We start from the raw sequence: 21,283 nt of genomic DNA on the forward strand, positions 1-21,283 counted from the left end.
GCGGTCGATTCCGCGTACGAATAGGTAGGGGCTGGACACCCCTAAGTCTTGCATCTGTCGGAATAGCTAGAAGCGCGTCTCGCGGGCGGTAATGGCCCGATAACAGATACGTTCGATGGATAGGGGCGCGAATAAATGGCGGTGTCGAGTCTCCGCTTCGACCATCGTTGTCGCGGGTCGAAAACCCGGTCTTCGGTGGAAGTCGGAACCCCCGTATCTGACCTCGCGCGACCGCGGTCTGACGCGCCCCGCTCGCGGTGGAACATACCAGACTGGGGGCCGTTCCGAAGCCCTTTTGCCGGTACCCTCGGAAGCCCTCGGCATGGAAATCGACCAAGAGACGCGCCGCGAGATACTCGTCGGCGTGGTGTCCGTCGGCCTGTTCGTCGGGTCGCTGATGTGGGTCGGCACGACGTACGGGGACGGCAGTCTCACGCAAACGGGTGCGTTGGCGGTCGTCGGCGTCATCGTCGTCTTCGTACTGCTGATGACCGGCGTCGGCTACTGGATGGCACAGCAGTACTGACCGCCGTGCTCTCGGGCGCATCTCCCCCGACCGCACGCCGGTCGTCTCGTCTTCGGCGGGTCTCTCTGATACGTTACGAGCGACGCACGCTAACTACTCCGCGGCCGACCCGACCTCTCCAGCATCGCGCCAACGCGTCGCTGTTTCTGGAATCGTTTCGCGGGGAGACGGACCGCTATTCGGGACGAGAGCGGTTCCTGACTCCGATTACTCGCTAACACTCTCTGCGTCGGCCAGCGCGTCCTCGTAGTAGCTCAGCGGGTGAGAAATCGAGTCGCATCGGGCGTCCGCGGTCGGGTCCTCCTCGTCGACGACCGGGCACTCCTCGTAGGCCTGCATCGTCTCGCAGGACGGCGGCGCGTACTGCGCGCCCGACTCGTCGCCGACGCGGTCGGCCCGGTAGCGGACCGCCGTCGCCGCCGTGTCGCTGTCCACGCCGCAGAGCGCCAGCAGTTCGTCGGTGTCGGCGTTGGCGCTCGTCAGGAACGACACCAGCGCGAACTCCGCGTGGTCCGAGAGGTTCTCGCCCGCCTGCGCTCGCTCCATCAGCGACGCGACGCACGGCGGGAAGCACTCGGGGGCGAGAACGTCGATGTCGGGGGAGATATCGACCTCCGAGAAGGTGTCCTCCAGTCGGGCTACCTCGTCGGTCAGTCCCTCCCGAATCTCGTCGGGGACGGCGGTCGGCAGGCCCGCCGCGACCCGTTGGCGGACCGCCTCCCGGAGGAGTTCGTGGAGTTCCGTCTCCGTGATTTTGACCGTCCCGTCGGCCAACTGCCGGGCGGCGAGCGTCCACGACTCACCGTCGAGATTCGACGACAGCGTGAGGTACTTGCCGACCGCGATTCGGTAGCCGTCGCCCTCCGGCGTCTCCGCCACGTCGCCCGAGAGGTCGAACTCCGCGAGGAGCGCGTCGAGCGAAATCGCCTTGTCGGCCGTACTCTTCAGGCCGTCGTCGGGGTTCCGGAAGTCGTCGGTGAACCGCTCGTAGGCCGTGCCGGCCTCGGCGCTGGCGTACTTCTCGACCGCGCCCGGCGCGTCCACGAGCGACACCAGCACGCGCGCCACGGGGTACGAGAGCAGTTCCGCCCGCGGGTTCCATCGCCGCCCGTCCTCGGCGTCGGGTCTGACCGTCCCGTCGATGAGCGCACGGCGCACCCGCTCGACGCCGCGCTCGACCGCGGGGTGGCGCTCGTCGCCGGTCACGATGGCGACGAGACCGATGTCGGCCTCCCGCACGCTCTCGCGGGCCGCCGCGAGAAACGGGTACCGGGCGTGAAGCGGGTCCATACTCCCCCCATTTCGGCCGACCCCGATAAACGCGACGAATCCGATGGAAACGCGCGAAATCCGATGGGATTGATACGTCCGACCGCCGTCGGTGGTCCCATGACCGAGGCGACCGAAACCGCACGGGCCTACTACGACGCCATCGACGCGGGCGACTACGACCGCTTCGCCGACCTCCTCGCGCCCGACGTGGTCCACGAGCGACCCGACCGGACCATCGAGGGTCGCGAGACGCTCGTGGCGTTCATGCGAGAGGGGCGTCCGAACGAGGAGACCGCTCACGAGGTCGAAGCGGTGTACGTCGAGGCGGACGGCGGGGACGTCGCGGTCCGGGGCCGCCTGCGCGACGCCGACGGCGCTCCGATGTTCGCGTTCGTGGACGTCTTCGAGGTCGAAGCCGCAGAGGAGGACCGGACTCCCCGAATCTCCCGCATCCGGACCTACACCCAGTAGTCGCCGGTTCTCCTCCCACTCGGGACGGTCCTCTGCCCCGTTCCCCGTTCGCTCCGCTACCAAGACTTATGCCGCTGTTCTCCCACGTATACACACGATGGGTCTCTTCAGAGACCTCGGCAACAAAGTCGAGGAGTTCAAGCAGGCGTCGGAGGCCGCGGCCGACGAGGAAGCGAGCCACGAGTGTCGAGACTGCGGCGAACGGTTCTTCGCCGACACCGAGACGTGTCCGGAGTGCGGGAGTAGCGACGTCGTATCGCTCGCGGAGTGACGGCGGCCGTCGGTCCGTCGCTGTCGCTTACGCATCGCCGGACGTGAGGCGCTCCGGAATCCCAACCGATACGTGTGGCAGTTCCCAATGGCTGCCATGAACTACGTCGCGTGGGCGGTCGTCGCGCTCGTCGGTTACTCCGTCTTCACACCGCTGGCGAGTCTGGCGACCAACCAGATTCCGAGTACGGTCGTCGCGCTGGTGGCCAACAGCATGCTCGCGGTGTCGGCGGCCGTCGTCATCGCCTACCGGAACGAGTCGGTCGTCCCGTACCTCGCGGGCGAGAACGCGATTTACATGTACGCGGCAGGGATATTCCTGAGCGTCGGCATCATCGCGTACTATCAGGCCCTGGGAGCAGGACCGGTCAGCACCGTCGTCCCCATCTTCGGGATGTTCCTCGTCGGCAGTTCGCTACTCGGCGTCGTGTTTCTGAACGACCCGCTGACCGCGAGGAAGGCCGCCGGAATCGTGCTGGCGGCCGTCGGCGTGTACCTGACGACGAGTTAGTCCTTCTCGCCCGCACCGAGCGCGCTCTCGCCGACCGGTTCGTGGCCCTCGATGACCTCTTTGTCGCCCATGTACGGCCGGAGGGCCTCGGGAACCGTCACGGTGCCGTCGTCGTTCTGGTAGTATTCGAGGACGGCGACCATCACGCGCGGCAGGGCGAGACCCGAGGCGTTGAGCGTGTGGAGGTACTCGGTCGATTCGTGGCGCTCGGGCCGGTAGCGCAGACCGGCGCGTCGGGCCTGAAAGGCCTCGAAGTTCGATGCCGTCGAGACCTCCAGCCAGCGGCCGCCCCGTTCGGGACCGTCCTCCATGTCGTCGCCGGGTGCCCAGACTTCGAGGTCTATCTGCTTGGCGGCCTTGAAGCCGAGGTCGCCCGTGCAGAGTTCGAGGACCCGGTACGGCAGGCCGAGGCGTCGGAGGACCTCCTCGGCCTCGTCCAGCAGCTCGTGGAGTCGGTCGTAGCTCTCGTCGGGTTCCACGAAGTTGACCATCTCGACCTTGTTGAACTGGTGGACGCGGACGATACCGCGGGTCTCGGTGCCGTGTTCGCCCGCCTCGCGCCGGAAGTTGGGCGTGTAGGCCTGATGCTTCAGCGGGAGGTCGTCCTTCAGGAGGATGTCGTCGGCGTACATGTTCGTGACCGGAACCTCCGCGGTCGGGCAGAGCCAGAGGTCCTCGTCCTCGATTTTGTAGGCGTCCTCGTCGAACTTCGGGAGCTGGCCCGTCCCGGTCATCGACTCGCTGTTCACCGGGATGGGCGGGAAGACGTCTTGATACCCCTGCTCGCGGTGGACGTCCATCATGAACTGCATCAGGGCGTGTTCGAGTTGGCTCCCCTCTCCTTTGAGGAAGTAGTAGCCGCTGCCGGTCGTCTTGGCGGCCCGCGCCTCGTCGATGATGTCCAACTCCTCGCCGAGGTCGTAGTGGGGCGTCACCTCGTCGGGCAGGTCCCGGAGGTCGTCGAAGCCCTCGCGGCGCGTCTCGACGTTGTCGTCCTCGTCGTCGCCCTCGGGGACGCTCTCGTGGGGGACCTGCGGGACGCGCAGGAGCGCCTCCTCTAGCTCTTCCTCCAGTTCGGCGGCGCGCTCTTCGACTTCCTCGATTTCGGCCTTGAGTTCTTGGCTCCGCTCTATGGCCTCGTCGGCCTCGTCGTGCTTCCCGGCCTGTTTCAACTCGCCGATTTCGTCGCTGACCTGATTGCGCTCGTGGCGCAGGTCGTCGCCGCGGGCCTTCAGGTCGCGCCACTCCTCGTCTTTCTCCAGTATCGCGTCGAGGTCCTCGTCGGCCCCGCGAACGCGGAGTCCCTCGCGGACCTCCTCGGGGTTGTCCCGAATGTAGTTCCGGTCTAGCATTCCTACTCTCCAAATCCCGCTCCCGGCAAAAAACCGTATCGTTCGTGGGGCAGTGGTTGGCAGGGCGTGGACGGGGTCAGGCAACGCCTGTCCTCGGTCAAGCAAGATAAAGTGATACGCGACCGAGAAAATATTGGGATAACTAGAAGAACCTTACAACTCGTATTTCGGAAGATTGCTACGAAACGGTAGCGGCATCAGGGGATACAGTCTGACCGCTTGACTGCCTACAGTACATCGCGGAGTCACCCCACTTTCCGCGCAGGAGTGTTTGACGACTGGCTATCCCCGAAACCGTGCTGGCACTCTCTCGGAGGATGCGAGCGACGCGTATCTTTACAAAAGAGAACGGCTGGAAGCAGTGGGGTTTCCTACGTCCGCTGTCTCGTGATTCTTAGTGAACCCCAGACCAGACGAATGTTGAGCCTCTCGTTTTCTCTCATTCTCCCGGTTGGGTTAGTGAACTCGTACGACTCCGTGCGTCCGTCGTCGGTCTCCACGTTGACCTCGAAGATACCCGGTGTGGACATCTTAATCGGCGTGTCGTCCACGAGTATGTTCGAAGCAGAATCCTTGTTCACCTTCCCGTTTTGGCCGTCGATTACGTACTTGAACTCATCGACCACCGGATTCTGCTTACCCGGAGTGACCCGATTTATCGTAACCGTGACCTCTCGGGTGTTCTGGCTGTTATTCACTAGATGGATGTTGCCCGGCAACGTATGCTGTCCTGGCGTCTTCCTGAAGTCGTCGCTTGTGGTCTTTGCGGAGGTCGATTGCGCCAGTAGAGACGGAGCGACGATGCTCGAACCGGTATACTTCAGGATGTCGCGTCGCGATTTTTCGGTCATGAATTTCACCTATCACTACAACTTTCTATATGGTTTGCTGTGCAGTCCGAGTACGTTGGCTGCCAGTAGATTTCAGTCCCAGTTCCGTACGGGTTCTCTACCAAGTCGGCACAACACTCGTTAACTGAGCCGTTATCGTTGTCCCACGACACCATCGGTGTACATCGGGCAGGGCCACTACTCGTTTCATACCAGCTGCGTGCCATCTGCTCTTCGGCTAAGGGGGACGAACCGCAGCTAGCGGACAAATGTTCGTTGATGGCAGCGTGACCAAGCTCGTGGATGACGCTCGCGTACATCTGTGCGTAACGGGTTTCGCTTCCTTCCGCGGTCGTAGATTCGTCTGCTAGGTCACCGCACCGATGGGCTTCGGCAACACATAGGTGACTTCTCGAATCTGAACAGTTGCCTGTCGTCACCCCGTAATCGCTGTCGTAGTTCGTTACGAGGAGATTCGCGTCATTGTGGGTGTAATCGGCCTTACAGTAGTGCCAATCGTTCCACCACTCGTCGAGGGAACTGTACGTCACCGTTGCATAATGCCCGTCGCACTTCATCGTATCATCGGCAGGCCACCCGTCACCGACGATGTTCTCGTTTGGCGGACTCGGGTTGGCTGTGTGGATGTCTAGATTGACAGAGTGTCCTGCATCATTGAACGCATTCGTGATGAACTTGTCTAGCGCGCTACTCGGATTTCCTGGACCAAAGTTGTACAGGTCCGCTGTTAACCAAACGCCAATGTCGAATGTACTCATATTACGACAGTAATTAATAACTACGATAGAAGAATAAAATTTTCTCAATCCAGATTATATGATTATATATTTGTTAGTGGAATATGTGATTATCCTATTGTTGGATTTAGTCGCTCGTCAGATTAGAACGGTCAGTCAACCGTTGCCGAGTACAAACCCATCGAAAAAGGGTTCCTCAAAATCTGCATCAACTACGTTCACGACTTTTGACGTTCAGTCCGGCAAGCGTCCGCGAGTGAGGTAGAAGGAAATTACCAACAGTGGAGTACACCCTTAAGGTCCCCGATTCCGTCCACGCGGGCGATTAAATCGGGAGTAACGCGATATTCAGCTACTCGAATGGGGGCGTCGTGGTGAACCACCGTCGATTTCTGCGTCGTCCGCTCGGTTCTGTTTTCACTACTTGTCGTTACGCGTTCGCCATTCCGCTTGCTGACGGTGTACCGTGCTACTCCGACGAATTTCACTCGAAACGTTCTGGGAGAGGTCTCCTTGATGTTCGCACGTCGAAGAGAGTACTGTTTTAGTTCTGCCTCTCGGGGGACGTTCGGAAGTAATTCTGGCGTAATCGTGAGCGTATCTTCGTACGCCTTCTCGATACGAGCAACGGGAGTCTCGACTGTCTCAGTAGTAAGTTCTGCTGGCTTCGATGGAGCAGGCACCGCAAAGTCGGCATCTACGGGAGTACACGAAGTAGTAACATGCGTCGTGGTCGTCTCGGAAGGCTTTCGTCTTTCCGAGACCTTTCTCTCACTACATCCTGCAACAAAAGAACTGACTATGGCTATAGACTGTCCAAGGACAAGTCGCCGAGATACTTTCATGAGTCTGGATGTATATTATAAAGGTAAATATCTTGTTCCCCCCTTCTCCGATTAGCGTGCTGATTATCTGGCCATAATGCGCTTGTCCCCGAGTAGAGCGGCTATATCGCCAGATGTTCGTTTCACTGCAACACGGGATTTCGACATTATTCGTAATCATCTTTGTGTGGCTGTCGAAAGTTCTGACCTCTCTCACGTTGATTAACCCAGATTCCCGTGAGTCAGTATCAGGGACCGTGCGACTGGCGAAGACCGTCCCGACTAACTTTCCGAGGGCGAACACCTTTTACCGCGCCGCGACCACCCAACGACCATGACGCAGGGCGACCTCCGGGAAGTCACGGTCGGCGACTGCTCGGACCTCTACTACCTCGACACCGGGATGTACGATACCGACGAGTACGGCGCGGTCTACGTTTACGACGCCGCCCGGCCCGCCATCGTGGACACGGGCATCGGCACCCACCACGAACTGATTCTGGACGCGCTGGACGAGTTGGACATCGCCCGCGAGGACGTGGCGGTCATCGCGCCGACGCACGTTCACCTCGACCACGCGGGCGGCGCGGGGTTCCTCGCGGAGGCGTGCCCGAACGCCGAGGTGATGGTCCACGAAATCGGCGCGCCCCACCTCGTGGACCCCGCCCGCCTCGTGAAGGGCACGAAGGCGGCGGTCGGCGACCAGTGGGAGTTCTACGTCGAACCGGAACCCGTGCCCGAGGACCGCATCGTCGAACTCAACGGCGGCGACACCATCAATCTCGGCGACCACCACCTCGACGTCTACCACGCGCCGGGCCACGCGCCCCATCAGGTCGTCTTCCACGACCGGGACGACGACTCGGTGTTCACCGCCGACGCGGCGGGCATCTGGGTCCCCGCCACCGAGGAGATTCGCGAGACCTCGCCGCCCTCGAACTTCGACCTCGAACAGTGCATCGCTGACCTCGAAACTATCCGGGACCTCGACCCTGAGACGCTGCTCTACCCGCACTTCGGCCCGCGCGAGTACGATGGCGGCGTCACGGACGAGTACGCCGAGGTCCTCCGCGAGTGGGTCGAGACTGTCGAGGCGAAGTACGAGGAACTGGGCGACCCCGAAGCGGTCGAGGACTACTTCGCCGAACACGCGGAGATGACCGACGTGTGGGGCGAGCGCAAGGCCAGCGAGGAGGCGCGACTCAACACCCGCGGCGTCGTGGGGTATCTGGATAGTCGCGAGTAGTAGTCGGGCGTGACGCTACCGACGAGTTCTGTCTACTCCTCGCCGTCTGCCACGTCGATGCTCGACAATTCGAACGAGTCGGTGAAGTCCGCGACGTAAATCTCGCCCACCGGAATTTTGTCGTAGTTCCTCCAGATTTGTCCGGCGATAGCCGCGGCGGCGGTTGGCGAGTCGGCGTCGACGAACCCGTACTCCTTCGTCACGTCACCCGCGGAGCTCTCACACTTCGCGGCGACCAGATACTGGTGCTCCTCCGGTTCGGTTTCGAGTTCGATTGGAGCGTCCATGTCTCCTCCTAGCCGACGGCGATAGAAGACCGTTCCGTCGGTCGAAAGCGGCCAGCGAGCGGCCGAACGCGGCGTCTCGGCCGGGACAGCCATCAGCGGTTTACGTCCCCATGTCGTCCGACTTGCTGATTCTGATGGGAGTGCAACTCACCGAACCAATCCGAATCGGTATCGTCGGGGCGGGCAACCGCGGCCGGAACCACGCGGCGCGCTACGACTCGATTCCGGGCGCGGAAGTCGTCGCCGTCGCCGACGTGGACGAAGCGAAGGCGCGGGCGCTCGCCGAGCAGTGCGGTGCCGAAAGCTACCCCGACCACGAGTCGATGCTCGATGCGGCCGACCTCGACGCCGCGAACGTCTGTGTTCACACCACGCTCCACGCGGACATCGCGGTGGACGCTCTCGAAGCGGGCGCGCACGTCTTCTGCGAGAAGCCGATGGCGGGAAGCTACGCCGACGCTCACCGGATGAGCGAGGCGGCCGACCGGACCGGACAGCGTCTCGCGGTCCAGAACCAGTTACTCTACACCGCCGAGACGCGGGCCGCGAAGGCGTTGGCCGACGCGGGCGAACTCGGTCGAATCTACCACGGCATCGCGGCCCGGTCGCCGGGGTTCGCGTTCGGCGGCGACGGCGACCCCGAGGAAGTCCCGCTGGGCGCGCGCCGCCGCGGGACGCCCTACGTCGACGGGTACGGCTCCCCGCCCTTCGTCCGGGAAGAGACGGCGGGCGGCGGCGTCGTCCTCGACCTCGGGAGCTACACCGTCGGCCAACTCCTCTACCTGATGGGGTCGCCCGACGGGGACCCGCCCGCCGTCGAGCGCGTACGCGGCGAGACGTTCCAGACCGTGCCCGAGCGATTCGACGCCGAGGGCGGAACTGGGGAGTCGTCCGAGTACGCCCGGCGCATCGAGGAGAGCGGCTACGACGTGGAAGACGTGAGCGCGGCGTTCGTCACCTTCGAGGACGGGTCGGTCCTCTCGGTCCGGGCCAGTTGGTCGCGTTACATGGAGGACGAATCGAGCGCCGTGGTCGGCACCGAGGGCGGCGTTCGCCTCGACTCCTTCGAGTACTTCTCGACGGTCGCCGACGTGGAGATGCGCGCCAGCGCCGACCTCGAAGAGTACCTGTTTCGCAAGCAGTTCCTCGACGGCGAGCGCGGCCGAGCGGCCTACGAGTCGGGTATCTGGGCCGACCCGCTCTACCACTGGGTCGAGTCGCTCCGCGGCCGGGCCGACCCCCTGCCGACCGACGACCTCGCGCTGGAGTCGATGGTCGTCACCGACGGCATCTATCGCTCGGCGGAACTGGGCCGGGAGGTCACCCGCGAGGAGGTCGTCGAGGGCGCTGACGGGAACAGTGGGGCCGAGTAAACGCGATTGAACCCCCCGGAAGTTCGGGAGTACCTTAATGTCGCGCGCTTCTGACTGAATGGTATGGAGTGGCGTGACGCCGAACGGGAGTACGACGACGAAGTAGTCGGCCAGTCCACGATGGCGCGACTGTTCGAGGAGAGCGCGGCCCGGCACGAGAACCGCCCGGCCCAGCAGTACAAGGGGGCCGTCTACGACCGGTCGCTCGCCGGTACCGCCTTCCCCGCGGCGGCCGCCGGGGAGTTCCGGTCGCTCTCGTACGCCGAGATGCGCGACGTGGTCCGGTCGCTCGCGGCCGGGTTCCGCGACTTGGGCGTCAAAGCCGACGACCGCGTGGGCATCTTCGCCGACACCCGGATGGAGTGGGCGCAGGCCGACTTCGGCCTGCTCGCGGCGGGCGCGGTTGTAACGACCGTCTACCGCGGGTCTTCGCCCAATCAGGTCCAGTACCTGCTCGGCGACCCCGACGCCGACGGCGTCGTCGTGGAGAACGCCGAACTGCTCGACCGCGTGGTCTCGGTGCAGGACTCGCTCGACCTCGAATTCGCGGTCGTGATGGACGAACTGGGCGACCGCGGGGCGTCGGTGGCCGACGAGGCGGCCTTCGAGGTACTGACGCTCGGCGACCTGTACGAGCGCGGGAGCGAGGCCTTCGACCGCGAGAGCTACGAGTCGTGGGTGGACGCCCGCGACCCCGAGGACCTCGCCACGCTCATCTACACCTCCGGAACGACGGGCAAGCCGAAGGGCGTGAAACTGACCCACCGCAACTTCCGGTCGAACGTCAACCAGTGCTACAAGCGGTTCGGTCCCCGGCCGGACAAGACCGACGTCCCCGCCATCGACGAGAACGCCCGGACCGTCTCGTTCCTCCCGCTGGCGCACGTCCTCGAACGACTCGCGGGCCACTTCCTGATGTTCGCCGCCGGTGCGACCGTGGCCTACGCCGAGAGTCCCGAGACCATACAGGAGGACTTTCAGGCGGTCGAACCCACGACCGGAACCAGCGTCCCGCGGGTGTACGAGCGCATGTACGACGCCGTCCGTGCGAAGGCCGAGTCCTCGGCGGTCGGCGAGCGCCTGTTCGAGTGGGCCTCCGAGGTGGGCCGGGAGTACTTCGAGACCGAGAACCCGGGAGCGGTCCTCCGGGCCAAGCGCGCCGTCGCCGACGCCCTCGTCTTCCGGAAGGTCCGGAACGCGCTCGGGGGCAACATCGACTTCCTCATCAGCGGCGGCGGGAGTCTCTCGGCCGACCTCTGCGCGCTCTATCACGGGATGGGTCTGCCGATTCTCGAAGGCTACGGCCTGACCGAGACCTCGCCCGTCGTGGCGGTCAACCCGCCCGAGGCGCCGAAAGTCGGCACCATCGGGCCGCCGGTGGTGGACGCCGAAGTTCGAGTCGATAGCTCGGTGGTGTCCGAGGAGACCTTCGGCGGCACCGACGGCGAGGTCGGCGAACTCCTCGTGAAGGGACCGAACGTCACCGAGGGCTACTGGGAGATGCCGGACGCGACGGAGCGGGCGTTCACGGAGGACGACTCGGGCGAGCGGTGGTTCCGTACCGGCGACATCGTGGAACTCCGCCACGACGACTACGTCGAGTTCCGCGAACGAGCCAAGGAACTGCTGGTCCTCTCGACCGGCAAGAACGTCGCGCCGGGACCCATCGAGGACGCCTTCGCGGCCAGCGACGTGGTCGAACAGGCGGTCGTCATCGGCGACGGCCACAAGTTCGTCTCCGCGCTCGTGGTCCCGAACTTCGAGGGCGTCCGCAAGCGCGCCGAGAGCGAGGGCATCGACCTGCCTGACGACGACCGAGACCTCACCCGTCACGACCGCGTCCGGGCGTGGATGGACGAGGAGGTCGAGCGCGTCAACCGGCAGTTCGAGTCCCACGAGCAGATAAAGCAGTTCCGCGTGGTCGGCGAGGAGTTCACCGAGGAGAACGGCCTGCTGACCCCGACGATGAAGAAGAAGCGCCGGAACATCCTGAAGCGGTTCGCCGACGAGATAGACGAGATTTACGAGCGCGAGTACGAGGAAGCCTGAGGGCGACTATCTCATCGGACTCTCGTATCGACTCTCTCCGAGACCCGTTTCGCGTCCGGGAGGTGGGCCAGCGTAATCACTCGACCGTCGGAGGTTCGAATCCGAACCGTACCGGTCCCCGATAATCGCCCGGACAGGCCTCTCGTGACGGTAACCGTCTCGATTTCGTCGTACGCCACTCGCCATTGCGGTGTCGCCAGACAGCGGTCGTATCCCGCGACGCTCCGCTCGGAAAGCCCGTACTCCATAGACCCGTACTGGACGTACTGCTCGATTCCCTTTCCGGCGGTAATAGCCGCGACTATCCCCACGACGATACTCGTCGCAACGGGTACGCCGGTCGCTCCCTGAAGCAGGAACCACAGCGGAAACAGGACAAAAATCCCGTGTACGGACAGTGCGTATCCAAGTCCGATTAGGAGTCCGCCGAGACGGACCGCTCGCCCGTTGGGGAAGAAACGAGCGGTCGGTTCTTCGTCCGGCGTCTCGATAGTCGTCCGTGCCGACTCCTCGTCGGTGCCGAGACGGTTGGCGACGATGTCGGAGACGCGACTCGCGGTCGGTCCCGTCCGGTACCGATACAGGTCGTATCCGAGTTTGACACCGACGACCCCGACGAACGCGACCACGTCGCTGGTCTCGGTGCTGACGAGGGCTTCGACGACCGACGCGAACGCCCACATCGTGAGCAAGTAGGTAGCCGGGCCCGCCGCTACTGCTTGCGCCGACACCTCTCGGTACTCCTCGTCGCCGAGATACTCGGACCGGAACGTGACGCCGCGAGCGACGAACGCGCCGACGGCACCCACTAGTACCGTTCCTACGACCAGTTCGCTGGGGGTCCACGCCAGTAATTCCTGCCCCTGTAAGACGAACAGTGAGTATCCGGAGAACGCCCAGACCCCGCCGAGGATAGCGAGCAGGCCGACCGTGTGGGGGACGTTTCTGGGGTACACCCGCGGACCACCTCTCCAGAGGCGGACACCGCCGCGTTTCTCGAACAGGCCGTCGAGGGGGACTCGCGTGCTGTGGATAGTAGAGCGTCGTTCGGCGAACAGGGCTTCGACGCCGGACCAACAGAGTACGATTCCTATCTCGACCCAGTACAGCAGTAGTAGCGCGACGACGTCCCAACCGAGAGCGAGTACGCCGACTAATGGAAACAAGTTCGTTCCGACTATCCCGACGACCGGGAGTCGTTCGTCGCGTGTTCGGCCGGGTCGCACTTCTTATCGTCTCCGTAGCATCCATAAATATGATTCCGTTGCGTCGTTCCATCCAACAACATCCGCTGAAGGAAACGATGCTCGAATCCCCGTCTCAGAAGGTCGAGAGCGTACTCTGACCGGAGTCCGAGAACAGCGTCCCGTCGGTCAGCATCTCCTCGACGGTGCGGTCGATTTCGGCCTGCACGGCCGCCAGTTCCGGTATCGTCCGCTCGTTGTAGGCGCGCTTGGAGGTGTCGGTGTGTTCGGGGACGATTTCGTGGGCGCGCATCGAGAGGTCGGCCAGTCGCCGACTCGCCTCGGTCTCGCGATACTCCGGCAGTTCGAGCTTCGAGACGACCGTCTTCGAGAGGCTGGCTTTGCCTTCGGAGGCGACGTTCTTCAGCGACCGCTGGTATATCGCCGAGTTGAGCAGGGCACAGAGGAAGTGGGCCTCGCGCTCGCTCCCGGCCGCGACGAACATGTAGTGGTCGCCCGGGACGACCAGTTTCTCGCCGAGGTCGTCGTCCTCGACGGTCGAGACGACCGCGAAGTGGGGTTTGAACCCGAGCCTGCACCACACCACCTTGTACTCGCTCCACGTGTAGTCGCCCAGTCCGAAGACGTTGTAGAACGGTCCCTTCTGGAGCCACGAGGAGGCCCGGTCTTCCAGCGCCTCGCGGTGGCTCCGCAGGTAGTCGTAGGTCTTCGGATACCGGTTCTTCAGTTCTCCCTCGTTGTCCTCGTTGGCCTTCCGCATCGGGACCAGTCGGAGTTCGTGACCGAACAGGCCGTACTTGACGACGTGCTTCGATTTGATGTACGGGTAGACGAACGCCGACTCCATCTCGGCCAGTTCCTCGCGGTTTATGGAGAACACGTCCTGCGCGTCGTCCTTGACGCCGTGACGGATGTCGTGTGCGCACTCGCCGAGCGCGCCGCGTTCGGCGTCCTCGCGTATCCACGCCGAGGTGGTGTCCTCGTCGTCCACCGGAACGACGCCGGTCCGGGCGGCGGCAAGCGTCTCCCGAATCGCCTCGGCCGTGGCGAAGTCGGGCCGCGCGTCGCCCGCCGTCCACGAGGTGGCGTCGACGGGGAACGAGTGGTCGGCGTCGGCCCGGAACGCGTATATCGCCGCGTTCGCGCCGACCTGCTCGCCGAACGGTCGGAGTCGGTTGAAGTCGTGGATTCGGTCGAGCGCGAGCGGTCGGTCGCCCACGGTGAGCGTCCGGAGGAGTTTGCCCGCCGGTCCCGTCATGATGTCGCGCTTCATGACGAAGCTCGCACCGCCGCCCTCGGTCAGGTACCGATGGATGCAGACCCAGACGTAGGGAATCGACACGTCGTCGTTGGCGTAGCCCAACCGCGAGGCGGCCCCGTCGTGGGGGAGGAGGTCGAGGTCGGCGTCGGTCGCGCGCCAGCGGTCCTTCACGTCCTCGGAGAGTCGGCCCCACGGAATCCACGGCGGGTTGCCGACGAGGTAGTCGGCGGTCGGGTCGATGGTCTCGCCCGCGAACGAGAGGTCGCCGTCGTGGCTCAGTCCGAGCGCGTCGGTCAGGAACACCGGGAGTTCGACCGCGTCCACGTCGGCGTCTTCGAGGACGGGCAGCAACGAGAGCAGATAGTTCAGTTTCGTACTCTTGACCGCGACCGGGTTCAGGTCGATGCCGACGACCGAATCGGTGACGTTCTCGACGATTTCTGTCGGAGTGCGGTCCCCGCGCATCGCCGCAATCTTCCGGTCGATGCAGACGGCGGGGAACACGCCAGACCCGCACCCGGGGTCGAGGAACGTCGCGGTCTCGAAGTCGTCCGCGTCGAGGGCGTCCACCGCGAGTTCGGCGACGCCGCGCGGGGTGTAGTACTCGCCCAGCGCGAGCCGGATTTCCCGGGAGACGACGCCCTCGTAGAGCGTGCGCAGGAAGTCGGTATCGGCGCTCCGGAGGTCCTCTTTCGTGAGCGCGTCGCTCGGCGCGGCGGTCGTCCCGTCGGCCTCAGCGACGCGGCGGTGCAACTCCCGAAAGCCGAACGACAGCGCGTCGGTGTTCGCGCTGGGTTCCGGATTGACGAGGGTGAACCCGAACTCGCGTTCGGCGAACTCGACGAACTGGTCCACGACGAAGTCGTAGTAGAGCGCGTCCACGAACAGTTCGTCTCTCGGATTCGCCGCGTCCACGTCCCCGAACACGTCGCCGTGGCTCGTCGTGACGAACTCCTCCCACTCCGCTCGGGCCGCCCGAACCCGCTCGTCGGTCTCCAACAGGTCGAGGGCCACGCTCGTGAACGCGTCGTAGGGCGTGCTCTCGCGCCCCCACCGCTCCAAGATTCCTCGGTCACTCATCGTTTCCGTGGTTACTACGGGAGGAGGTCTCGTTAACTAACTACTGTTTCGCCTCGCCAGTTCGGGACCAGCCAACGTCCCTCGACCGATGAACTCCCTCCTCGGCGCGCTGTGTCGGCGCACTCATCTCCGACGAAAATCGCCAGACGGAAGAACTATCTACGAGGCGTCCGGTCGGTTCCTCGTACATAAACGCACGCAATCACCGGCTCCTGACCTCTTCCGACCGTTTTAAACCTCATTACCCCATTTCACTCCCACACGGAGGTTCTACAAAAGTGGCAGCCGGAAGTGGCGCAAATCTCGTCCCTATCGTGGCCGCGATAATCGGTCTCGGCGTCGGAGCGCAGGTGTTAGCCGACCGATTTCAGGTGCCCAGCGTGCTGTTTCTCATCCTCGCGGGCATCGTCATCGGACCCGAGGGACTGCGAATAGTTACGCCGGAGGCGTTCGGTGGCGCGCTGTCCGCCATCGTGGGTCTCTCGGTTGCCATCATCGTCTTCGAGGGGGCGTTCCACCTCACCACCGACAAACTTCGCGAGGCACCCTCGGCGACCCTCAAACTCGTGACCATCGGTGCCGTCATCGCGCTCGTCGGGACCGCCGTGGTGGTCCGGTTCGCGCTCAACGTCGGATGGGACGTGGCGATGCTCGTCGGGTCGCTGCTGGTCGCCACCGGTCCGACCGTCATCACGCCCATCCTCGAAGTGGTTCCCGCCCGCGACCGCGTCGAAATCGCGCTCGAAACCGAGGGCGTCGTCAACGACGTGACCGCCGCGATTCTGGCGGTCGTGACGTTCGAGGTGGTCGTTCTCGAGGACCCGACCGCCAACGAGGTCATCGTCGACTTCGCCCAGCGACTCGGCATCGGCGTCCTCGCGGGTCTCGTCGTGGCCGGAATCGTCATCTACTTCCTGCGCCACGTGGACCTCTCTCCGGCCAACGCCCCGCAGAACGCTCGGCTCATCACCCTCGCGGGCGCGCTGGTCGCCTTCGGGAGCGCGAACACCTTGGCCGCGGAGGCCGGCATCGCGGCGGTCGCGACAGCGGGTATCGTCCTCGGCAACGCCGACCTCCCCTACGAGGAGGACATCGCGGCGTTCAAGGGTGACATCACGCTGTTGGTCCTCTCGTTCGTGTTCATCGCGCTGGCGGCGTTGCTCAAATTCGAGAACCTGCTGGCGCTCGGGTGGGAGGGATTCGTGGTCGTTCTGGCCGTGGCGCTGGTGGTCCGACCGCTCGGCGTCTTCCTCTCGACGACCGGCGACCGATACACCCTCAACGAGCGGGTGTTCATGAGCGTCGTCGACCGCGGGGAATCATCCCGGCGTCGGTCGCCACCCTGTTCGCGGTCCAACTGCAGAATCAGGGACTCGACCAGACTGCGAACGTCCTCGTCGGGACCGTCTTCCTCGTCATCTTGGCGACGGTCGTGTTCGAGGGCGGATTCGCTCGACACATCGCGGAATACTTGGACGTGATACCTATGCGTGTAATAATCGTCGGAGGCGGGAAGGTGGGCCGTTCGCTCGCCGAACGCCTCGAAGACCGTGGCGAGAACGTGGTCATCATCGAGAAAGACCAAGAGATGGTAGAGCTAGCCCGCGGCGAGGACTTCACCGTCCATCACGGAGACGGGACGGACACGGAAGTCCTCCGGAGCGCGGGCGGAGACAACGCGAAAATCGTCGTGGCGGCGACCGGCGACGACGACGCGAACCTGCTCGTCGCCCAGTTGTCGAACTCGAAGTTCGACGCCGAAACCGTCATCGCGCGGGTCAACAACCCCGACAACGTGGACGCCTTCGAGGACCTCGGCGTGCGGACAATCGACGCCTCGTCGGCCACCGCGTGGGCCATCGACAACGTCATCGAGCGTCCGGCGCTCTCGAACTGGATGACCGAACTCGGCCGGTCGGGCGACGTGCAGGAGATAGAGGTCACCGCCGACGACCTCGTGGGCAAGACCATCGCGGAACTCGACGACGAACTCCCGAACGGCGTCCTCATCGCGCTCGTGGGACGGGGCGGCAACAGCGAGGTTCCCGAGGAGGACTTCACCCTCCAGCACGGCGACCACATCACCTTCCTCGGCCGTAAGGACGCGGTCTGGGAAGCCATCGACCGCTGTCACCCGCCCGCGTAACGCGCACCCGCGGAACCTCCCCGTTTTATTATTCACATTCCCCAACTAGCGGCTATGAAACACGCCGAAGGTCCGCTCCTCACCATCGACGTGAGCGACCGCACGACTCGGACCGAGGACGTGGACGACGTTCTCGAATCGTTCGTCGGCGGCCGGGGCGCCGCCACGAAACTGGCCCACGACCGGATTCCGTTCGACGCCGACCCGTTCGGCCCGGAGAACAGTCTGTTCTTCTCGACCGGTCCGCTTCAGATGTCTCGGATGAGTTTCACCGGCCGGATGAACTGCACCGGTCTCTCGCCGCTGACCGACGGCCTGCTCTCCTCGAACGCGGGCGGGTTCCTCTCGCGGAACTTCACCGGCGCGGGCAACGCCGTGGTCGAGATTACAGGCCGGAGCGACGAGTTGCTCGCGATTCACGTCACGGACGACGGCGTGACGTTCGAGGCGGTCCCCGAACTCGAAGGCGCGACGGTCTCGGAGACCGGCGACGTCATGGCCGAGCGCCACGGTCTGGGCGACGACCAACTCGCGGTTGCCGGTCCGGCGGGCGAGAACGAGGTCCGGTTCGCGGCCATCATGACCACCGAACACCGGGCGTTCGGCCGCGGGGGTCTGGGCGCGGTCCTCGGGTCGAAGGGCGTCAAGTGCGTCTCGTTCGACGGCGACGCCGCGCCCGAGGTCGACATCGACCCGGTCTCGATGGACGTCCACCGGGAGGCCGCGACCGACGACGACAACCCGATGAAGGCGGCCGGGACGACCAGCGTCACCGAGTACGCCAACCACGTCGGCGCGCTCCCGACGCGCTACTTCTCGGAACTGGAGTTCGAGGGCGCGGCCGACATCGGCGGCGACGCCGTCGGCGACAAGAAGTACGAGAAGGGAACCTGCTCGCAGTGCGCGTTCGCGTGCAAACTCCCGACCAGAGACGAGGAGACGGGACTCGAAACCGAGGGGCCGGAGTACGAGACGGTGATGTCGTTCGGGTCGAACGCGGGCGTGGACGACGTGGTGTCAGTGATGAAGTCCAACGACCTCTGCGACGAACTGGGGATGGACACCATCTCCTGCGGCGACGCGGTGTCGGCGTACCTCGCGGCCGAAGACGAGTTCGGGAACTCCGACCTGATTCACGAACTGGTCGAGAAGATAGCCTACCGCGAGGAGGAGGGCGACCTACTCGCGGAGGGCGTCGCCCGCGCCCACGACGAACTGGGCGTCGAGGACTGGACCGTGAAGGGGTTGGAGTTCGCGGCCCACGACGGCCGCCACCTCAACGGGCAGGGTCTCGCGTTCGCCACCTCGAACCGCGGCGCGGACCACATGTACGCCGAGTTCTACTCGAAGGAGTACCCCCTCGTCGGCAAGGACGAGGCCGTGGACCCCGAGGGACTCGACGGCAAACCGCCGCTCGTGGCCGAGAAGGAGAACCACAACGCGATTCTCGACTCCGGCGTCGTCTGCAAGTTCTCGCGGGACTTCCTGACCGAGGAACGCCTCGAGAAACTGTTGGACGCCGACTACGACGACCTGCAGGCAATCGGTGCCCGCGTCGTGGAACTCGAACGCCACTTCAACAACCGGCGCGGGTTCGACCGGGCCGACGACGAACTGCCCTACGACCTGCCGAACTTCGAGTCGGCGCTCGACGAGTACTACGAGGTCCGGGACTGGAACGACGACGGGACTGTCCCTGAGAGCCGGATTTCAGGCGGTTCGGGCGCGGCGAGCGCGGACGACTGATTCGGACCGTCCGCTCTCGACGCGTCGCGCCGAGCGACGCTACCTGTCCTGTGCGGCGGTCGTGGTCTCGTCGGTGTCCGCGGTGGTCTGCTGGCCGCCCTCGGTGGTCTGCTGGCCGTCGCCCTGTCCGGACGGCACGAGTCGCAGCACCGCGCCGGTGTCGCCCTCCGGAACGCCGCGCTTGTTGACGAGAACGAGAATCTCGCCGTCCGCGTCCCGGCCGAACTGGCGGACGAACCAGTTGAACTCGCCGTCGAAGACGAGTTCGCGCATCGTCCAGAGTTGGTCGCGCGGGACGACGCCCGGTCCTTGGGGCGGGATGTCCTCCTCGCCGGTGGGTGTCGTCGTCACGTCGCCCGGCGTCCCCTCTTCGGCGGGTGCCTTCTCGACGTTCTCGGTCTCGGCCGGTTCTACCGTCGTCTGGTTGGTAGTCGTCGTCTCGTCTTGTAGCGCGCCTTCCTGAGTGGTCGTCTGGTTACCCGCCGCCTCGGTCTGGTTGGCCGTCGTCTGCGTCTGGCCGCCCTGACCGAAATTCTGAGGCGGTTCCGCGGTCAATACCCGTCCGTCCGGGGCCTCCCGGGTCGGGTCCGCGGTCCACGCGCCGTAGACGTACTTGCCTTGGAGTTGCGGGATGGTGGACTGCTCGTAACGGTGGCCGCCGATAACCGTGATACCGACCCAATCGCCGTTGTACTCGTGCGGGAACTCGACGATGGGGTCCTGAAGCGGTGCCCCGCCGTAGGGCTGGTCGGGCGCGTTCGACGGACAGTCCGTGATGGCGCTCGGGTCGCTGGGTCGCTCCGTGCTGAAGCAGTGGGTCCCCTCCTTGACGTTCCACCCGTAGTTCCCGCCTTTCTCGACGAGGTCTACCTCCTCCCAGAGGTTCTGCCCGGCGTCGGCCACGAACATGTTGCCGTCGCTGTCGAACGAGATGCCGAACGGGTTGCGGAACCCGTAGGCGTATATCTCGTCACGTCCCGGTGCCTCGCCCGCGAACGGGTTGTCGTCCGGGATGCCGTAGGGGAGTTCTTCGCCCTGCGTGTCCACATCGATGCGGAGGACGTCGCCCATTAGATTGTGGACGATGTCCTGTCCGTTACCGCCGATGTTGTTCTCGTACCAGTCGGGGACGTGGCCGTACATGTAGTCGTTCGCGCCGCCGCCGTCGCCCATCGGGACGTAGAGGTAGCCGTCTGGACCGAACGCCATCGGTCCGGAGTCGTGGTTGTACTGGGGCGACGGAATCCGCAGCAGCTGGCGTTCGGAGTCCGGATTGCCGGACCCGAAGTCCTCGGTCGCTTGGAACTCCGAGACGACCTCGATGTGGTCCCAGTTGATAGTTCGCAGTTCGTCCGTCGGCGGCGCGCTGTAGTGGAGGTAGAACTTCCGGTTCTCCGCGAAGTTCGGGTGGAAGTCGATGCCGAGCAGGCCGCGCTCGTCGTAGTTCTGCTGGGCGTCGGCGTAGAGGCCGTAGAACGTACCCAGTTCGACCATCCGGTCGGTGATGTCCATGAACGGTTCGTCGCTGAGACCGTTCTCCGTGATGGCGTAGACCTGCCCGGTCTGGTCGGTGACGAACTCGCGGTTGTTCGGGCCTTCAGCGACCGCGTAGTCGGTCGGCGCGGTCAGTTGACCGTTCGCTACCATCTCGGTGCCGACCTGCGTCCCCTCTTGGAAGAAGCCCTGTCGCTGTCCGTCCTGTTGGGTCGTCGTCTGCTGTGCCCCCGCTAACCCTACGAATCCGGCCGCAGTCCCCGCGGCGACGCCTTGGAGGACGTTGCGTCGCGAGGGAGTCATTCCGTCCGTCTGTTCGTCTGTCTGTTCGTCGGTGGTGTCACTTTTCTCGTCACTCATCGCAACGTGGCTCTCGGCGACTCGCCAGATAAGCCCGCAACTTCGTTTTGGAGCCTCCGGTATCGTTTCGATATCGAAGGGCGGGTTTCGACGCCGACACCTCCATTACGACCGCGTCGGAGCGCGGGAATTGCGGCTGTCAGGCCGATAGGTTGCACCTATTGTCGGACAACGGTCTGATTCGGGCTCCCCGTGTGCCCCGTTCTCTCGGTCCACTACACG

Annotated in this window: 15 protein-coding genes and 1 pseudogene; 9 read left to right on the plus strand and 7 right to left on the minus strand. The window is 64.4% G+C overall.

Annotated elements, in window-relative coordinates:
- The first annotated feature begins 322 nt into the window (after positions 1-322).
- Positions 323-526 carry a transporter gene (locus FXF75_RS01360; RefSeq protein WP_163519774.1) on the plus strand — a complete coding sequence of 68 codons (204 nt, stop codon included), beginning with the start codon at positions 323-325 and terminating at the stop codon, positions 524-526.
- A gap of 207 nt (positions 527-733) precedes the next feature.
- Here FXF75_RS01360 and FXF75_RS01365 read toward each other — a convergent pair whose 3' ends face one another.
- Complete coding sequence (locus FXF75_RS01365; protein ID WP_163519775.1) at positions 734-1,816, minus strand: DNA primase large subunit PriL; 1,083 nt, start codon at positions 1,814-1,816, stop codon at positions 734-736.
- 99 nt (positions 1,817-1,915) lie between these two features.
- On the opposite strand from FXF75_RS01365, the gene FXF75_RS01370 reads away from it, so the two are divergent.
- The 3 genes from FXF75_RS01370 (at position 1,916) to FXF75_RS01380 (ending at position 3,050) form a co-directional block, all read left to right on the plus strand.
- Positions 1,916-2,269 carry a nuclear transport factor 2 family protein gene (locus FXF75_RS01370; protein WP_163519776.1) on the plus strand — a complete coding sequence of 118 codons (354 nt, stop codon included), beginning with the start codon at positions 1,916-1,918 and terminating at the stop codon, positions 2,267-2,269.
- Between the two features lie 97 nt (positions 2,270-2,366).
- Complete coding sequence (locus FXF75_RS01375) at positions 2,367-2,540, plus strand: hypothetical protein (RefSeq protein WP_163519777.1); 174 nt, start codon at positions 2,367-2,369, stop codon at positions 2,538-2,540.
- 96 nt (positions 2,541-2,636) lie between these two features.
- Positions 2,637-3,050: an EamA family transporter gene (locus FXF75_RS01380; protein WP_163519778.1), complete on the plus strand. Its 414-nt coding sequence runs from the start codon at positions 2,637-2,639 to the stop codon at positions 3,048-3,050.
- Here the strand turns inward: FXF75_RS01380 and serS are convergent.
- Both serS and FXF75_RS01390 read right to left on the minus strand, forming a co-directional pair.
- Positions 3,047-4,402, minus strand: coding sequence for a serine--tRNA ligase (gene serS / locus FXF75_RS01385; protein ID WP_163519779.1), 1,356 nt, complete (start codon positions 4,400-4,402; stop codon positions 3,047-3,049). The genes FXF75_RS01380 and serS overlap by 4 nt on opposite strands.
- Before the next feature lie 371 nt (positions 4,403-4,773).
- Positions 4,774-5,253, minus strand: coding sequence for a hypothetical protein (locus FXF75_RS01390; RefSeq protein WP_163519780.1), 480 nt, complete (start codon positions 5,251-5,253; stop codon positions 4,774-4,776).
- A 1,895-nt stretch (positions 5,254-7,148) separates the two neighbouring features.
- Between FXF75_RS01390 and FXF75_RS01395 the strand changes: the two genes are divergently transcribed.
- Complete coding sequence (locus FXF75_RS01395; RefSeq protein WP_163519781.1) at positions 7,149-8,060, plus strand: MBL fold metallo-hydrolase; 912 nt, start codon at positions 7,149-7,151, stop codon at positions 8,058-8,060.
- Between the two features lie 32 nt (positions 8,061-8,092).
- On the opposite strand, the gene FXF75_RS01400 is transcribed toward FXF75_RS01395, so the two are convergent.
- A complete protein-coding gene (locus FXF75_RS01400; protein WP_163519782.1) occupies positions 8,093-8,347 on the minus strand; it encodes a hypothetical protein in 255 nt (84 codons plus the stop codon).
- 134 nt (positions 8,348-8,481) lie between these two features.
- Here FXF75_RS01400 and FXF75_RS01405 point away from each other — a divergent pair, with 134 nt between their 5' ends.
- A complete protein-coding gene (locus tag FXF75_RS01405; RefSeq protein WP_163519783.1) occupies positions 8,482-9,720 on the plus strand; it encodes a Gfo/Idh/MocA family protein in 1,239 nt (412 codons plus the stop codon).
- A 63-nt stretch (positions 9,721-9,783) separates the two neighbouring features.
- On the plus strand, positions 9,784-11,769 hold the full coding sequence (locus tag FXF75_RS01410; protein ID WP_163519784.1) for a long-chain fatty acid--CoA ligase: 1,986 nt from the start codon (positions 9,784-9,786) through the stop codon (positions 11,767-11,769).
- An 11-nt stretch (positions 11,770-11,780) separates the two neighbouring features.
- Here the strand turns inward: FXF75_RS01410 and FXF75_RS23240 are convergent, their stop codons facing one another.
- Together FXF75_RS23240 and FXF75_RS01420 are read right to left on the minus strand one after the other, a co-directional pair.
- A complete protein-coding gene (locus FXF75_RS23240) occupies positions 11,781-12,995 on the minus strand; it encodes a DUF6498-containing protein (RefSeq protein ID WP_309221735.1) in 1,215 nt (404 codons plus the stop codon).
- Positions 12,996-13,089: 94 nt separating this feature from the next.
- A complete protein-coding gene (locus tag FXF75_RS01420) occupies positions 13,090-15,315 on the minus strand; it encodes an N-6 DNA methylase (RefSeq protein WP_163519786.1) in 2,226 nt (741 codons plus the stop codon).
- Between the two features lie 278 nt (positions 15,316-15,593).
- On the opposite strand from FXF75_RS01420, the pseudogene FXF75_RS01425 reads away from it, so the two are divergent.
- A pseudogene (locus tag FXF75_RS01425) lies at positions 15,594-17,461 on the plus strand (cation:proton antiporter).
- A 54-nt stretch (positions 17,462-17,515) separates the two neighbouring features.
- A complete protein-coding gene (locus tag FXF75_RS01430; protein WP_163519787.1) occupies positions 17,516-19,207 on the plus strand; it encodes an aldehyde ferredoxin oxidoreductase family protein in 1,692 nt (563 codons plus the stop codon).
- 39 nt (positions 19,208-19,246) lie between these two features.
- Here FXF75_RS01430 and FXF75_RS01435 read toward each other — a convergent pair whose 3' ends face one another.
- Positions 19,247-21,061, minus strand: a complete 1,815-nt coding sequence (locus FXF75_RS01435) for a sorbosone dehydrogenase family protein (RefSeq protein WP_240334475.1) — start codon at positions 21,059-21,061, stop codon at positions 19,247-19,249.
- Positions 21,062-21,283 lie beyond the last annotated feature (222 nt).

Origin of the sequence: Halorussus sp. MSC15.2 (assembly GCF_010747475.1) — an archaeon.
GTDB lineage: Archaea > Halobacteriota > Halobacteria > Halobacteriales > Haladaptataceae > Halorussus.

What these genes read in the sequence shown, in the direction of transcription:
- FXF75_RS01360 (WP_163519774.1), top strand. Translation starts at nt 323, where the DNA reads ATGGAAATCGACCAAGAGACGCGCCGCGAGATACTCGTCGGCGTGGTG.
- FXF75_RS01365 (WP_163519775.1), bottom strand. Translation starts at nt 1,816, where the DNA reads ATGGACCCGCTTCACGCCCGGTACCCGTTTCTCGCGGCGGCCCGCGAG.
- FXF75_RS01370 (WP_163519776.1), top strand. Translation starts at nt 1,916, where the DNA reads ATGACCGAGGCGACCGAAACCGCACGGGCCTACTACGACGCCATCGAC.
- FXF75_RS01375 (WP_163519777.1), top strand. Translation starts at nt 2,367, where the DNA reads ATGGGTCTCTTCAGAGACCTCGGCAACAAAGTCGAGGAGTTCAAGCAG.
- FXF75_RS01380 (WP_163519778.1), top strand. Translation starts at nt 2,637, where the DNA reads ATGAACTACGTCGCGTGGGCGGTCGTCGCGCTCGTCGGTTACTCCGTC.
- serS (WP_163519779.1), bottom strand. Translation starts at nt 4,402, where the DNA reads ATGCTAGACCGGAACTACATTCGGGACAACCCCGAGGAGGTCCGCGAG.
- FXF75_RS01390 (WP_163519780.1), bottom strand. Translation starts at nt 5,253, where the DNA reads ATGACCGAAAAATCGCGACGCGACATCCTGAAGTATACCGGTTCGAGC.
- FXF75_RS01395 (WP_163519781.1), top strand. Translation starts at nt 7,149, where the DNA reads ATGACGCAGGGCGACCTCCGGGAAGTCACGGTCGGCGACTGCTCGGAC.
- FXF75_RS01400 (WP_163519782.1), bottom strand. Translation starts at nt 8,347, where the DNA reads ATGGACGCTCCAATCGAACTCGAAACCGAACCGGAGGAGCACCAGTAT.
- FXF75_RS01405 (WP_163519783.1), top strand. Translation starts at nt 8,482, where the DNA reads ATGGGAGTGCAACTCACCGAACCAATCCGAATCGGTATCGTCGGGGCG.
- FXF75_RS01410 (WP_163519784.1), top strand. Translation starts at nt 9,784, where the DNA reads ATGGAGTGGCGTGACGCCGAACGGGAGTACGACGACGAAGTAGTCGGC.
- FXF75_RS01420 (WP_163519786.1), bottom strand. Translation starts at nt 15,315, where the DNA reads ATGAGTGACCGAGGAATCTTGGAGCGGTGGGGGCGCGAGAGCACGCCC.
- FXF75_RS01430 (WP_163519787.1), top strand. Translation starts at nt 17,516, where the DNA reads ATGAAACACGCCGAAGGTCCGCTCCTCACCATCGACGTGAGCGACCGC.
- FXF75_RS01435 (WP_240334475.1), bottom strand. Translation starts at nt 21,061, where the DNA reads ATGAGTGACGAGAAAAGTGACACCACCGACGAACAGACAGACGAACAG.